The organism is Paenibacillus sp. sg306046, from assembly GCF_059821225.1.
Map to the genome: position 1 here is coordinate 266676 of NZ_JCAMRT010000001.1, position 13282 is coordinate 279957.

12 protein-coding genes are annotated in these 13282 nt (G+C 58.6%); 2 read left to right on the forward strand and 10 right to left on the reverse strand.

From position 1 onward, the window contains the following. Window positions 1–149: 149 nt before the first annotated feature. Both serC and AC6ROY_RS01165 read right to left on the reverse strand, forming a co-directional pair. Complete coding sequence (gene serC, locus AC6ROY_RS01160) at window positions 150–1238, reverse strand: 3-phosphoserine/phosphohydroxythreonine transaminase (protein ID WP_500098121.1); 1089 nt, start codon at window positions 1236–1238, stop codon at window positions 150–152. A gap of 561 nt (window positions 1239–1799) precedes the next feature. After that, window positions 1800–2141, reverse strand: coding sequence for a helix-turn-helix domain-containing protein (locus AC6ROY_RS01165; protein ID WP_500098122.1), 342 nt, complete (start codon window positions 2139–2141; stop codon window positions 1800–1802). 263 nt (window positions 2142–2404) lie between these two features. Between AC6ROY_RS01165 and AC6ROY_RS01170 the strand changes: the two genes are divergently transcribed. Beyond that, a complete protein-coding gene (locus AC6ROY_RS01170; protein ID WP_500098123.1) occupies window positions 2405–2776 on the forward strand; it encodes a helix-turn-helix domain-containing protein in 372 nt (123 codons plus the stop codon). A 410-nt stretch (window positions 2777–3186) separates the two neighbouring features. After that, window positions 3187–3555 (forward strand): helix-turn-helix domain-containing protein, encoded by a 369-nt coding sequence (locus tag AC6ROY_RS01175; protein ID WP_500098124.1) that lies wholly within the window; start codon window positions 3187–3189, stop codon window positions 3553–3555. Between the two features lie 109 nt (window positions 3556–3664). Here AC6ROY_RS01175 and AC6ROY_RS01180 read toward each other — a convergent pair whose 3' ends face one another. The 8 genes from AC6ROY_RS01180 to AC6ROY_RS01215 form a co-directional block, all read right to left on the reverse strand. Continuing rightward, window positions 3665–5035, reverse strand: a complete 1371-nt coding sequence (locus AC6ROY_RS01180; protein ID WP_500098125.1) for a sugar phosphate nucleotidyltransferase — start codon at window positions 5033–5035, stop codon at window positions 3665–3667. Window positions 5036–5110: 75 nt separating this feature from the next. Next, complete coding sequence (locus AC6ROY_RS01185; protein ID WP_500098126.1) at window positions 5111–6247, reverse strand: glycosyltransferase; 1137 nt, start codon at window positions 6245–6247, stop codon at window positions 5111–5113. Beyond that, entirely contained in the window at window positions 6244–7464 is a 1221-nt protein-coding gene (locus AC6ROY_RS01190; protein ID WP_500098127.1) for a glycosyltransferase family 4 protein, read from the reverse strand. Before AC6ROY_RS01190 ends, AC6ROY_RS01185 begins: the two co-directional genes overlap by 4 nt. Then, complete coding sequence (locus AC6ROY_RS01195; RefSeq protein ID WP_500098128.1) at window positions 7461–8657, reverse strand: glycosyltransferase family 4 protein; 1197 nt, start codon at window positions 8655–8657, stop codon at window positions 7461–7463. Before AC6ROY_RS01195 ends, AC6ROY_RS01190 begins: the two co-directional genes overlap by 4 nt. Window positions 8658–8710: 53 nt before the next feature. Beyond that, window positions 8711–9928, reverse strand: a complete 1218-nt coding sequence (locus AC6ROY_RS01200) for an acyltransferase family protein (protein WP_500098129.1) — start codon at window positions 9926–9928, stop codon at window positions 8711–8713. Then, entirely contained in the window at window positions 9912–11120 is a 1209-nt protein-coding gene (locus AC6ROY_RS01205; protein ID WP_500098130.1) for a glycosyltransferase family 4 protein, read from the reverse strand. The genes AC6ROY_RS01200 and AC6ROY_RS01205 overlap by 17 nt, the downstream gene beginning before the upstream one ends. After that, a complete protein-coding gene (locus AC6ROY_RS01210; protein WP_500098131.1) occupies window positions 11120–12082 on the reverse strand; it encodes a glycosyltransferase family 2 protein in 963 nt (320 codons plus the stop codon). The genes AC6ROY_RS01205 and AC6ROY_RS01210 overlap by 1 nt, the downstream gene beginning before the upstream one ends. Before the next feature lie 13 nt (window positions 12083–12095). After that, window positions 12096–13280, reverse strand: a complete 1185-nt coding sequence (locus AC6ROY_RS01215; RefSeq protein ID WP_500098132.1) for a glycosyltransferase family 4 protein — start codon at window positions 13278–13280, stop codon at window positions 12096–12098. Window positions 13281–13282: the final 2 nt, after the last annotated feature.

Below are 13282 nucleotides of genomic sequence, written 5' to 3' on the forward strand. Positions count from 1 at the left end.
TCGGACAACGCAGACGCACGAAAGCAGCCTCTCCAGCAACGTAGAGACGTTCTGGAGAGGCTGCTTTGTGCATGGCGCTGGCCGCGCTCTACGGCTGACGCACGGCGACGCGCCTAAGCCGCCCGTGAGCGGGCCGCTGGCTGACGAGCTTAGCCGTTGCGCTGCTGGAAGTCGCTCATGAAGGCGGCGAGCGCCTGACAAGCCTCAAGCGGCACAGCATTGTACGTGGAGGCGCGAAGCCCGCCTACGTCGCGATGTCCTTTCAAGCCGACAAATCCGTGCTGCTCGGATTCCTTGACGAATTTCTTCTCCATCTCTTCGCTTTCCATGCGGAACGTAATGTTCATCAAGGAACGGTAAGCCGGCTGCACGACGCCGCGGTAGAAGCCGCCGCTGCGGTCGATCGCATCATAGATCAGGCTTGTTTTCTCCTTGTTGCGCTTCTCCATGACCGCTACGCCGCCATGATCGCGAATCCACTTGAGCACCAGATTCACCATGTAGACGGAATAAACCGGAGGCGTGTTGTACAAGGAGTTGGCCTTCGCATGCGTATCATAACGCAGCATCGACGCCAAATGCTTCGGCGACTGCTGGACCAGCTCATCCTTGGCAATGACAACGGTAACGCCTGACGGACCGAGATTTTTTTGCGCGCCTGCGTAAATCATCGCAAATTTCGATACGTCAACCGGACGACATAAAATGTCGCTGGACATATCGCCGATCAGCGGCACGCTGCCGGTATCCGGATAGTCGGCATACTGGGTTCCTTCAATGGTCTCGTTGGATGTGATGTGCAGATAAGCCGCGTCATCGCCCAGCTGAAGACCGCTCAGGTCCGGAATCCGCGTATACTTGTCCGCCTCGGAGCTGGCTGCAATCGCCGCCTCGCCAAACAGCTTCGCTTCCTTGATCGCTTTGTTCGCCCAAGCGCCGGTCTGGACGTAATAAGCCGTCTTGCCTGGCTGCAGCAGGTTCATCGGAATCATCGCAAACTGCGTGCTGGCGCCGCCTTGAAGGAACATAACCTGATAACCGTCGGGAATGGCGTACAGCTCCTTCAGAAGACTTTGCGTTTCTGCATTCAGTTGTTCGTATTGCGAGCTGCGGTGCGAAATTTCCATAATCGACATGCCGATGCCCTGGTATTCGACAAACTGTTCCTGCGCCTGCTGGAGCACTTCCAGAGGCAGGGCAGCCGGTCCGGCGTTGAAATTATAAGCGCGCTTCGTCACTGGCCTCACACCTTTACTTTTCATAGGATATCGCTATGATAGCAAAGGTTGCGGCGCCGATTCAAGTATTAGTTTCGGCAGCGGCAAATCGTCCTGCCGCCGCTTGCAGGAAGGGGCTGTTGTCAGGATAGACTGAAAGAGGTAATGAGGGAGTAAATGATCTAGCGCTGCAAATCGCAGGCATGATCCTCTTGGTGGCTGTCAGGGAGAGCCGCTTCGCCCAATGGCTCCAGTTCAGCGTCAGCCTTGCTGCCGGAGAGACTGGCGAGTAACTTCATCGCCTTCGTCGGATTTACCCCCATTTGCCTCAACATATGTCTGATGTCCAATGATATGGTTGATTCCATAATTACCTCTCTCTCCATTCCTGATTCAAAGCTGACCGGATAAACGTCTTCTGCTTGTTATGTATTTTATCGGGTATGATCACATTTTTTGATAGTCTGAAATAGCTAATTTCCTGTACATAAAGATTTCTTTAGAATTGAAAATTCCCCCCAGTTTACTCATTGATTGTCACGTATTGTCGCATTTCACCCAGACGCCGCTTCATCGTCCTGCTCACTGGGCATGCTCGTACGATAACGGCTCACGCGACTTGAGCTGCCTGACGATCCGTCGCAAAGAATCCTTGCTCAGACCCAGCTCGTTCAGCTCCTGAATGATCTGCACCCATTCCTGATCCAGCTCCTCCTGCTTGTCTGTACCCTCGTGAAGAATCAGCGTCTGCACGTTCACCCCAAGGACTGGCGCCAGCTTGCGCAGAAACTGAATGGAAGGATTCGACTGCAGATCCCGTTCGATCGAGCTCAAATAAGATTTGGCTACGCCTGCCCGCGCAGCGAGTTCGGTGAGAGACATGCGTTTCTGATGACGAAGCTGTTGAATACGTGCACCGATCATACGAGGATTCCTCCCTAATGTACTATGAAATGGCATGGCGTGATCACTGAAATCCATATACTGATTGTATCATACAAAAGATACTAATTGTATCATTAATGGCGTAAATTACACGAAAATAATGCTAAAGTCCCTAGTGATTAACATTTCTAGTTCTTCACAAACCTTGCTACGTAATGTATAATCAAAACGTGAGTTCGTCCAACACATTTCGACAAATTCCCTTAATTTCGTGATAAGCGCAGTTTTGGAGGTACAGACCCATGCATACGATCGGGAGCAGAATCGCGCTTCTTCGAGAGAAATTCGGCATGACGCAAGAGGAACTTTCCAGGAAGATCGACATTTCCCGCGCTTCATTATGTCACTACGAGAAGAGCCGCCGTGAGCCTGACTATGCTACGCTCGTCAAAGTTGCGGACCTGTTTCGCGTTACTTTGGACTACCTCATGGGCCGGACGGGGGACCCGAGCCAAACTTTAGACCCAGGAGCCCGCATGCTGATGGACCAGCTGGAGCTGTCTGATGAGCTGCTCATTCGCCGGTTTACGCTAACGGTGGACGGGGAGAAGCTCTCGGCCGATGAAGCGATGCGCTTTATCGCATTTGTTAGAGCGGAGCGCTCCTTCCGGTGAACTCGAAGCCGGTCTGGCAAGCTTCGCAACGCTTACAATACTTACTGTAACATATTTCGGATACGATTTGTATCCTTTTATTTATATTTTATACTCTAAAATTTCCTTTGTCGGATTGTCGATCTATTCTTCACAAACGCCGATACGTAATGTATAATTTAATTATTCAATTGCAATAATGATCTGTAGATCCCCCCCTGTTCTTAATGGCTAACGTTTCGTCGTCATTATTTCAGCACTCCAGTCACCACGTTGGAAAACTCGGGGCTAATAGGCGCTGGGGGCATATACCCGCATATCCGCCTGTTGAATCATGACGCTTGATATCGAAACGCATTTGGATAGGTGCTGCAGAACTCATACCTCTATCTATCGAAGGCACATTTTAACAACCGATTGGGGTGACACTGTTGGGGCAAATAGGGAATCGAATCGCCGCACTGCGCGAGAAACAGGCATTGACACAGGAAGAGCTTTCCATAAAGCTTGACATTTCCAGGGCGTCTTTGTCGCATTATGAGAAAAACCGAAGAGAACCTGACTACGATACGCTGGTCAAAATCGCCAACTTTTTTAAAGTTTCGATTGATTTTTTACTTGGCCGCACAGAGGACCCGGAGATGGTGCTTGATTCGGAGGTTCGGCTGTTCGTCGACAGCCTGGAGCTATCCGACGAACGTATTATTCGAAGCTTCTCGTTAACGATTGACGGCAAGGAATTAACGCCTGAGGAAGCCAAACGTTTCATTGCCTTCGTACGCGCCGAGCGTTCGTTCTAACGGCAGCATGCCCCCGACCTGCTCGGGGGCTTTATTGTATGCGCCGCGTCCGCCGGACGGGCAGGCTGCTGCCTGGCAAACGACAAGGGCAGAGCCGAGCAACGCCGTACTAGCCGACCACGGCGCAATAGCCGCGAATTTCCTCCCACGACATGCAAAGCCGGATAATATCCTCTTCCACCAGCTCGGTCCCGCGCTGCACCTCAATCACTTCGAGATCGGTAATGGCGCGAATGCTGTGTTTCGTTTCATGCGGAATTTTCAGCACATCGCCCGCCTGCACCGGCACAAACGACCCGTTCACCACCACCTCGCCCTGTCCGGCGATCACCGTCCATACCTCGCTGCGCTTGTAATGCATCTGGTAGCTCAGGTTTTGACCGGCCGCTACAAAAATCCGCTTCGTCAGCACCTCGCTGCCGTCCGCCTGCTTCTTGTAGTCCAGCACCCGGTAAGAGCCCCAACGGCGTTCCTCGTACATCGGCCGCTGTTCAAGCGCCTGAATCAAGTCCTTCACCCGCGGACTGGCTTCCTTCTCCGCCACCAGAATGCCATCCGGGCTTGTCGACACAATGACATTGGACAGCCCCAGCACGGCAACGGGAATGTCCAGCTCATTGATCAGATGCGTATTATGCGAGTCCGGACTAACCATACCGCTGCCGATAATTCCGGTTCCAATTTCTTCGGTTAGTGTATTCCACGTGCCCAAATCCTTCCAATACCCGTCATATGGCAGCACGACGAGCCGCTCCGCCTTCTCCACCACTTCATAGTCGAAGCTGATCTTGTTCAGCTTGCCGTATTGCTTGAGCATTTCCTCATACTGAATCGGCAGCCCCTGCTTCATCAGCAGTTGGATGACGTAGCTCAGGCGGAACGCAAAAACCCCGCAATTCCATAGCGCCTGCTGAGCGATCAGCTCCTTCGCCTGTTGTTCGCAGGGTTTTTCGGTAAAATGGCTAACCGGCGCATATCCGCTGTCCGCTCCGGCCACAGGCACGATATAGCCGTATTTCTCCGACGGGTAAGTCGGCTTGACGCCCATCAGCGCCAAGTCCGCGCCGGACGTCTCAAGGACCTGCTCCAGCTCCTTCACCTTGGCGAAAAAGCGGTCCTCGACAAACGGATCAACCGGCAGCACGGCTACAACCTCGTTCAAGCTGACGCCGGCCATCGAATACAGGTAGGTCGCCGCAAGCGCGATCGCAGGGAAGGTGTCGCGGCGCTCCGGCTCAATAATAACCGGCGCTTCGCTGCCGACCTGGCTCTGGATCATATCCAGCTGCGATTTGCCGGAGGCGATGTACGCATCGCGAACAAGTCCTTCGCGCCCAAGCTGCCGCCATACCCGCTGTACCATCGACTCCAGCTGCTGCTCGTCATTTTTCAAGACCTTGAGAAATTGCTTGGATCGGGAGTCATTGGATAATGGCCACAGCCGCTTGCCTGAACCGCCGGATAATAAAATCAGTTTCATCGAATCGTCACGCTCCGCTCTCATTATTCAATATCGAATACAGCTCCGCCCGCCAACGGCAGGCCCCAAGCCGGCTCAGGATTTGGACACGGCCACATCGTTGCACACATCGGGCGCCGTTCGCATATGCCGCTCCACCAAGCTCATCAGCTCAGCCCGGAAGCGCTGCTCGCCAAATTGCTCGGCATGCAGTCTGATGCGCTGCGGGCTCCAGCTCATGCGTTCGAAGCTCTCCAGCGCCGCCGCCAGCGAATCGACCGTCTGCTCGGCGAAGTAGCAGCCGTTTACGCCCGGAATGACCGTATCCAGCGCCCCGCCGCCCTGGTAGGCGATGACCGGACGGCCGCAAGCGTTGGCCTCCAGCGGCGTAATGCCGAAATCCTCCAGCCCCGGGAACAAAAACGCCCGGCAGTTCCGCATATAACGGACAACCTCTTCATCCGGCAGTCGCCCGGTGAACTGCACGCAATCGCCCGCCAGCGCACGCAGCCGCTCCAAATCCGGGCCGCCTCCAACGACGACAAGCCGTTTGCCGAGCCGGGTGCACGCCTGGACGGCGAGATCTATTTTTTTGTAAGAGACAAGCCGCGAAACAACGAGGAAATAGTCGCCTGACGGCTGCGGATTCAGCTCGTAGCGCTCCACATCGACCGGCGGAAAAATTTTGACCGAATGGCGGCCGTAGTAGGACTGGATGCGCTGCTGGACAACGGTGGAGTTGGCGATCAGATGATGCGCGCTTCGGGTGGAACGAATATCCCAGCGCCTCAGCAGCTTCACCGTCTGGCTCGCCAGCCATTTGACCGGAGCCGGCACCTGCATGCCTTCCATATAAGCGGAGAAATCCCACGCAAACCGCATCGGCGTATGGCAATAGCAAATATGTACCGTATGCCCGGCAATCGGGACGCCCTTGGCATAGGCGCTGCTGGAGCTGAGCACAAGATCATACTCCCGCAGGTCGATCGAACGGACCGCAAGCGGATACAGCCAAAAAAACTGCTTGAACCGCCGCAGCACGCCGGGAATTCGCTGCATCCAGGTGGTGCGGATATCGGCAGTCTGCAGCTCGGTCAGCAGTGCGGACCTGTCAACAATCGTTGTGTAGATCGGAGCGTCGGGAAACATCTTGTGGAACACCGCGACGACCCGCTCGGCTCCGCCCATCTGATTCAAATAATCGTGTACGATCGCCACCTTGAGCGGCTTCATCGCGAAAACTCCTTCCCGTCACCCGTCTCCAGCCGATAACCGGCCGCCTGCGCGGCCTGGCCCCGGGAGCCTGACATCACTTGTTCATAGACGGCCTCGACCTTGCGGGACGTATCCTGGATCATAAACGTCTCGCGGACGCGCACAGCCGCACGGCGGCCCATCGCCAGGCGCAAGGCGGGCGACTGCAGCAGCTTGTTGGCATGCAGCGTCAACGTCTTGACATCGCCGACCGGATACAGCAAGCCGCATGCGTCGTGGACGACGATTTCCGGTACGCCGCCGGCGGCTGTGCCGATAACCGGGATCGACTGTGACATCGCCTCGATCAGCACGCGGCCGAACGGCTCCTGGTCGGAGCACAGCAGCAGCAGATCGGCGGCGGCGCACAGCTCCATCACATCATCCCGGAAGCCCGTAAAGCGAATGTACGGCTCCAGCTTGTATTCGGCCGCCAGCTTGCGCAAATACTCCTCGTAATCTTTGTTTTCCTGACGAAACTTCGCTTCGCCGACGATCCAGAGCTGAACCTGGTGGCCGCTCAGCCGTAAATGATTCAGCGCATGAATCGCGTCCTCCTGACGCTTCCACGGCGCAATCTGGCCGATAATGACCATCACCGGCGCATCGTGCGGCGTACCTAGCTCGCGGCGAATACGCTGACGGTGACCCTTCTTCGTCACCTCGTCGAATTCCCGGAGCGCCACGCCGTTATGGATCAAATGCAGGCGGTCGTCCAGCTTGCGCCCGTCGAAGCCTTGGCGCACCGCCTCCGAGATGCAGATGAGCGCATCGGCAGTCCGGCGGGCGGCCAGCTCAATCGCCTTCCCGAACAGCCCCTTCGGCGGATTATCTCTGACATGCCAGACGAGCGGCTTGCGATGCAGCCAGGTGAATAACGCAGCCATAATCCCGGCGCGCAGCGAATTGGCGTGAACAAGGTCGATCCCGTGCGTCTTGACCGCCCGGGCGAACGCATGCCCGGCCCACAGCATACCGGCTGCATCCATGAGCAGGCGCAGCGGATTGTAGGACATCCGCGCGCGGTATCCGGGAATACGCACCACCTGGATGCCCATCGACTCAGCACGGTCAGTCAGTTCGCCTGCCGGCGCAAACAAAATAGCCCGCGCCTGGGGCAAATGCGCCGCCGTCAGCAGCAGGCTGATTTCCGCGCCGCTAACGACGCTTGTATGGTTATAAAAGGCGATGTTCATCGAATCGCTGGCTCCTTCCGGTTAGGCCTGGCCTGTTGCCTGGCCTGCTCGAACACATCTGTCACGGCGGCGGCGACCCGGTCCCAGGTGTAATGCCGCTGCACGTAAGCAAGGCACTGCTCACGCGACGGCAGCACCGTACGCCCGGACAGCACCGCGCACAGCTTCTCGGCCATCGCCTCCGGCGTGTTGTCCGCGAACAGCAGCTCCCCGGACAGCCCTTGCAAAATTTCCTTCGTGCCGCCGTACGGCGTGCCGATGACCGGCGTCCCGCATGCCATCGCTTCGACCGTCACCAAGCCGAAGCCTTCCAGCGTCAGCGTCGGCACCAGGCTGAGATCAGCCGCCTGGTTCCAGCGGACGAGCTCTTCGTTGGACACACGTCCGAGGAAACGGACGGTGTCCGCCAGCCCCAGCTCTCCGGCCAGCTGCTCCAGCTGCTTGCTCATCGCGCCGCTGCCGGCGATCACCAGCACCGCCGCCGGCGCTTCCCGCTTCACGCGCGCCATCGCGCGGATTAGATGGTCAATCCCCATCCGCGGCACAAGACGGCGGGCGCAAAACAGTACAGGCTGTCCAGGCTGCAGCCCAAGCTGCGCGCGCACCAGTGCGCGATCGGCTGCCGGATGGAACCGGCCTGTATCGGCCGCGCCCGGAATAACATGGATGCGGCGCTCGTCCAGCCCGTAATCATGAGCCAAAATATCGCGGAAATAACGGCTTAGCACGATGAAGTGATCCGAGCGGCGGTACGACAGCAGCTCGACATTTTTTTTCAGCTGGTAGCGGAACTGCTGGGCCAGCCGCTGGCTGCGGTCCTCAACCTTGCCCTCCTGCGCCCACGGCCCGTGAAAATGGGTGACGATCGGCACCCCGTCCGGCACCAGCTTCCGTGTAATCAGCGAGGCGTACAGCGCAAAGTGCGGGTTGTACACATCCGGTCTCCATTCCCGCAGCTCAGCCGAAAACGCCTGCCGGAAGGCGCGCGATCTGGACCAGGTGCCTGTGCGGGCCGGTCTGCGCACCACATCCTCCATATACCCGGGAGCCGTCGTCGGCTCTCCGCTTGCGGTCATCAGCCCCTTGACCTGATGACCGTAAGCCTTCATCGCTTGCAAATAATCGGCAAAATAGCGGTTTAATCCGCCAGGCGTATGCTCGATCCAGCCCATTCCCGTCGCTAATATATGCATGGCTCCTCAACCTTTCCCCTTTCGCAAACCAACGCTTCGCTTTTCCTCCAGCTTCACCTGTTCCGCCCTGCCGCGCCGTAGCCCTCATGCGATTGTCCGATCCGCCTGCCTGACAGCCTGTGAAGCCAATCGCGCACCTCGGCCGTCTTCGCCTCCGTGACCAGCGACAGCAGCCAGGCGTACAGGCAGATGGCCGCAGCGATTGCAAGCGCAAGCAGCAGATGCGGCAAATCCGGGCTCCAGACCCCCCACTTGCCGTCGCCCAGCCATACCCGCAGGAAATTGATAATCGGGTAATGGGACACATACAGCGTGTAAGAGAAGCCCGCCAGCGTCGCATGCCAAGCGAGCCCGCGCCGCAGCTCCCGGTCTGTCGGCCGTGCGCGGAAGCCGTGCAGCAGCGTATAGATGAGCGCGGCGAAGCCCAGCGAGACGATCCAGGCCGACCCGAACACGAGCAGCTCCGAATGGGCGTATGTCGTGGCCGCCTTTTTCCCCGCAACGAGCAGCACGACGACAAGCGCGATCAGCGCAGGCATTACGAGCTTGACAAGCAGCCGCTCGGACAAACGCGGCGCGGGAAGCAGCACAAGCGCCGCGCCCAGCAGCCAGACGAAGAAATATAACAAAATCGACTTGCCCAGCAGCGCGGCCAGTACTACTGCGGCAGCGCCGTACGCGACTCGCTTCCACCACGGTCTGGATGTGACGGCCAGCACCAGGCATGGAAACAGCATGTAATACCAGAACTCGTAGCTCAAGCTCCACAATGGCGTATTGCCGCCGTAATTATGGACAAGCAGCCCTTGGAGAAAAAGCAGGTTTCCAACAAATTCGACCCAACCCAACGTACCGTCGAAGCGACCGAATTGGGGAAACAGCAAGTATTGCAGCTCGGCCCACCCGTACGTTAGCAGCAGCGCCGAGATCAGCACTATCCATAGCCGGGTCACGCGGTTAAGCAAATACGGCTTCCAGCTCCACATGCCCGCAGCGACCGATTTCAGCACGCTGCATGCAATCAAGTAACCGCTCAGCACAAAAAACAGCATCACAAATTCATTGCCGATGCTCGTAGCCGCATACAGCATTTTCACCAGCGGCTGGTCGCGCTCCAGCATTCCATAACTTTGAAACAATACCGGCCGCAGATGGTAAATCATGACGTAGAAGGCCGAAAACCAGCGCAACGCATGCAAGTAATACGCCGCCTTCGATTGCTGATCGATTACGGTTAAACGGCTTAACCGGCTGCTAAGCTCCCTTCCCATGATTCACGCTCCTGCCCGTTCTGCGGACTGTATGTTCTTCATACATGCCGATCAGCCGCCGGACATGCTGCTCCAGCGCATGCCGCGTATGAACCAGCTCATACCCGTTCTGACCCATCGACGCGGCCAGCGCCGCATCATCGGCCAATGCTTGCAGGGCGGCGGCCAGCTCCGGCATGTGATTCACCTCGACCAGCAGGCCGTTGTGCCCGTGCTGGACAGATTCCTGCAAGCCGCCAATCCGGCTCGCGATCACGGCCCGGCTTTGCGCCATGGCTTCTAATGGCGTGAACCCCGCCGGCTCCGGCCAGAGCGACGGAGCCACAACAGCCCGGCTCCCCTGAATGAGCTGCCTCGCTTCGTCGCTTCCGAGCCAGCCATGGAAGCGAATCCGCTGCGCCAGCCCGAGCGATGCGGCCAGCTCCCGAAGCCGCGGCAGATCGTAGCCTTCGCCGGCGACATCCAACTGCACGCGCTCGTCCGTCAGCGCCAGCGCGCGGATCAGCCATTCCAGGCCCTTGAGCGGCGTAATCCGCCCGAGAAATACGAAGCGCGGCGCAGCCGCCAGCGGCTGCGCTTGCGGCGGCTGCGCCGCGGTCCGGGCTTGCATCGGCAGATGCAACGTCTGCACCATCTCCGGCGAAAATCCGGCGTCAATCACCTGACCGCGCAAATAGTCGCTGACCGCGATAATCGGCACATGCTCCATTACCTGTTGCTCCGTAAGCAGACTGTGAAAGTTCTCCAAAATCTTGTGCGGCCTCCGACTGCCGCAGCGGTTTACCAGATGGCCCCACAAGCAGCCCATATAGCTGAAGCCGCGCTCGCACACCTGCTCGCCATTCTTGAAAAACTTGGTGCCGCTTGGACAATGCAAGCCATGATTATGGATCGTGCGGATGACGAACGTCCCCGCCTCCTGCACGTTCCGCAGCGATACAGGGAAATAATCGTGCAGATGCAGCACTTCAATCCCCAGCTTGCAGCATAGCGCGGCCAGCTCGCCGGGGGCTGTAAACCCGTGGTACGTCCCGTGCGTTTCCCCATACGGCTTGCGGGGCATCTCCGGGGTCAAATAATCAAACAGAAACAGCTCGTGCCCCTGCTCCGCCTGAGCCTGGGAAATCGTCCGGACGTACGTCTGGATGCCTCCCTCACGGAAATAACCGAAGCAATAATGAGCAATACGCATTACGAAACCTCCATCCGGTTTTGCTTGAAGCGCCGGCACAGCCGGAAGGCGGCGTCCGGCAAATACGTGAGCAGCAGCCCGCCGGCCGCTCTCCAGTTCGTCCGCTCCCGCGAATAGGCGCAGGCGAGCGGCTTCCTCGCTTCCTTGCCGCGCTCCGCCTCCAGCAGCGCAGCGCCATAACTGATGTAGCTGTTCGTCAGCTTCCGCTCCAGATAAGGCCGATAGGACGCAAATAACGGTTCCTCCAGCAGCTGCCGAAACAGCCAGATATAACCCCGACATGTCCGCAGCCGTCCGGTTGCCGTCTCCGAATCGGGATGCTGCCGATAGCGGCTCAGCCGCTGCGGCGAATAACAAGCGCCTTGGCCGCTACGCGCGAGCTGCACGACCATCCAGTAGTCAATGACGCTTCCGCTGTCCAGCCCCGGCTGCAAGGATGGCAGCGCACGGCGCCGGAATATCATCGAGCAGATATGGATCGGCCTGGACACCAGCGCAAGCGAAACAAAAGGCCGATGCAGGCCCGGCTGCAGCGTTTCCCGCCCCCATCTGCGCGTATTGGCTTGCGTTTCGCCAAGCAGCAGCTGTCCTTCCCGGTCCATCAGCCAGTGGTCGGTAAACGCCAGCGACGCCGACGGCTCCAGCTCCAGCATCCGCACCGTTGTACGTAAAAATTCAGGCTCCCACGCGTCATCGTCATGGAGGAACGCGATGTACCGTCCCCGGCTGCGCTCGACGCCGAAGTTCCAGTTGCTCGCCATGCCAAGCCGGGCGGGATGACGGTAATAGACGATCCGCGGATCGCTGTAGCTTTCAACCAGCTTGGCCGTATAATCCGCACTCGCATCGTCCAGCACCAGCAGCTCGAAATCGTCATGCGTCTGCGCCAGCACGCTGTCAATCGCCAGCCGCAAATATCCCGCGCGGTTATAGGTAGGCAGCAAGACGGATACAATCGCCATTCGCTCCACTCCTTTAAGAAGTTTTGGACATACCCGGACTTCCCCAGACCGGGGCCAGCAGCTCCGCATATCCGGCCGCCCGGCGGGCTGCGTCATAGTCCAGCGCTGTACTGCGGGCCGCCGCCCCCATCGTGATGCGCAGCCGGTCATCCGCCTTCAGTTCAGCCAGCTTCGCAGCAAGCCGCTCCGGCTCCCGGCGCGACACCACATAACCGTTGCGGCCGTCGATCACCAGATCCTTCATCCCAGTGCCATCCGTCACCACAACCGGCAAGCCGGCAGCCATCGCCTCCACCGGGGCCAACCCGAAGCCGTCTGACACGGAAGCATGGACGCACAGATGCGAGCGGCGCAATGCCGGGAGCGGATCGCCGACGCCGAGCCTGATCGTCAGACCGCGCCGGCTGTACGCATCCAGCAGCTCGCGAATCGCACGCCATCCGACACCGCCGAACAGCGTAATTTCAAGCTCGGGATCACGCAGCGCCAGCGCCGCCTCCAGCAAATACGGGAATCCCTTGAGCAGCGATACCTGACCGACAGCAATGATGCGAAACGGCTCGCCCTTCTCCCGCGTCCGCATGCTCGGCTGATCGGCAGCCGGTGTGAATCGGGCCGTATCGACGCCCAACGGAGCAAGCAGCAGCTTGCGCTCCGGCACGCCATGCTGTACGAAGCTGTCCCATTGCAGCCGGGAAGCGACCGTGATGTAGTCGGCCAGCTCATATTCCCGCAGCACCCTCTTCACCCAAGCTCTGGAGAACGGCTCGCCCCCCATCCGAAAGGTCCGGTGCTCCTGCATCGTAGAGGCATACAGCTCATGCACATGCGTCGTCGCCGCCTCCAGCACCGTCGTGCCGCCATAGCCCCGGATACGCCGGAAGCTTTCCTCGGCGAACGCCGGAAAGGAGTGGTATACCGCCGAAGTACGCGGAAGCACGGCCGCCACCTTCCGGTCAAACTGCACGCCGCCCATATAAACATGGGCCGACGGCTTCCAGCGCAGCGGCGTGTAGGATACGTAACGCTGCCAGACAGGCGCAGGGATCGAAGTAAAGCCTTCCTCTGCCGGCGCTTCCCGGCAGTACACATGCGGAAGCACCCCGCCGGCCCGCGCCGCCCGGTACACAAAATCAAGATGCCCTCCCAATCCGCCTCTGCCCAGTCCCGCACTGCAGCCCAGCCATACGTTGCTCACGG

Excerpts from the sequence above, each read along its gene's own strand:
- AC6ROY_RS01165 (WP_500098122.1), bottom strand. The coding sequence starts at position 2,141 with ATGATCGGTGCACGTATTCAACAGCTTCGTCATCAGAAACGCATGTCT.
- AC6ROY_RS01170 (WP_500098123.1), top strand. The coding sequence starts at position 2,405 with ATGCATACGATCGGGAGCAGAATCGCGCTTCTTCGAGAGAAATTCGGC.
- AC6ROY_RS01180 (WP_500098125.1), bottom strand. The coding sequence starts at position 5,035 with ATGAAACTGATTTTATTATCCGGCGGTTCAGGCAAGCGGCTGTGGCCA.
- AC6ROY_RS01185 (WP_500098126.1), bottom strand. The coding sequence starts at position 6,247 with ATGAAGCCGCTCAAGGTGGCGATCGTACACGATTATTTGAATCAGATG.
- AC6ROY_RS01190 (WP_500098127.1), bottom strand. The coding sequence starts at position 7,464 with ATGAACATCGCCTTTTATAACCATACAAGCGTCGTTAGCGGCGCGGAA.
- AC6ROY_RS01195 (WP_500098128.1), bottom strand. The coding sequence starts at position 8,657 with ATGCATATATTAGCGACGGGAATGGGCTGGATCGAGCATACGCCTGGC.
- AC6ROY_RS01200 (WP_500098129.1), bottom strand. The coding sequence starts at position 9,928 with ATGGGAAGGGAGCTTAGCAGCCGGTTAAGCCGTTTAACCGTAATCGAT.
- AC6ROY_RS01205 (WP_500098130.1), bottom strand. The coding sequence starts at position 11,120 with ATGCGTATTGCTCATTATTGCTTCGGTTATTTCCGTGAGGGAGGCATC.
- AC6ROY_RS01210 (WP_500098131.1), bottom strand. The coding sequence starts at position 12,082 with ATGGCGATTGTATCCGTCTTGCTGCCTACCTATAACCGCGCGGGATAT.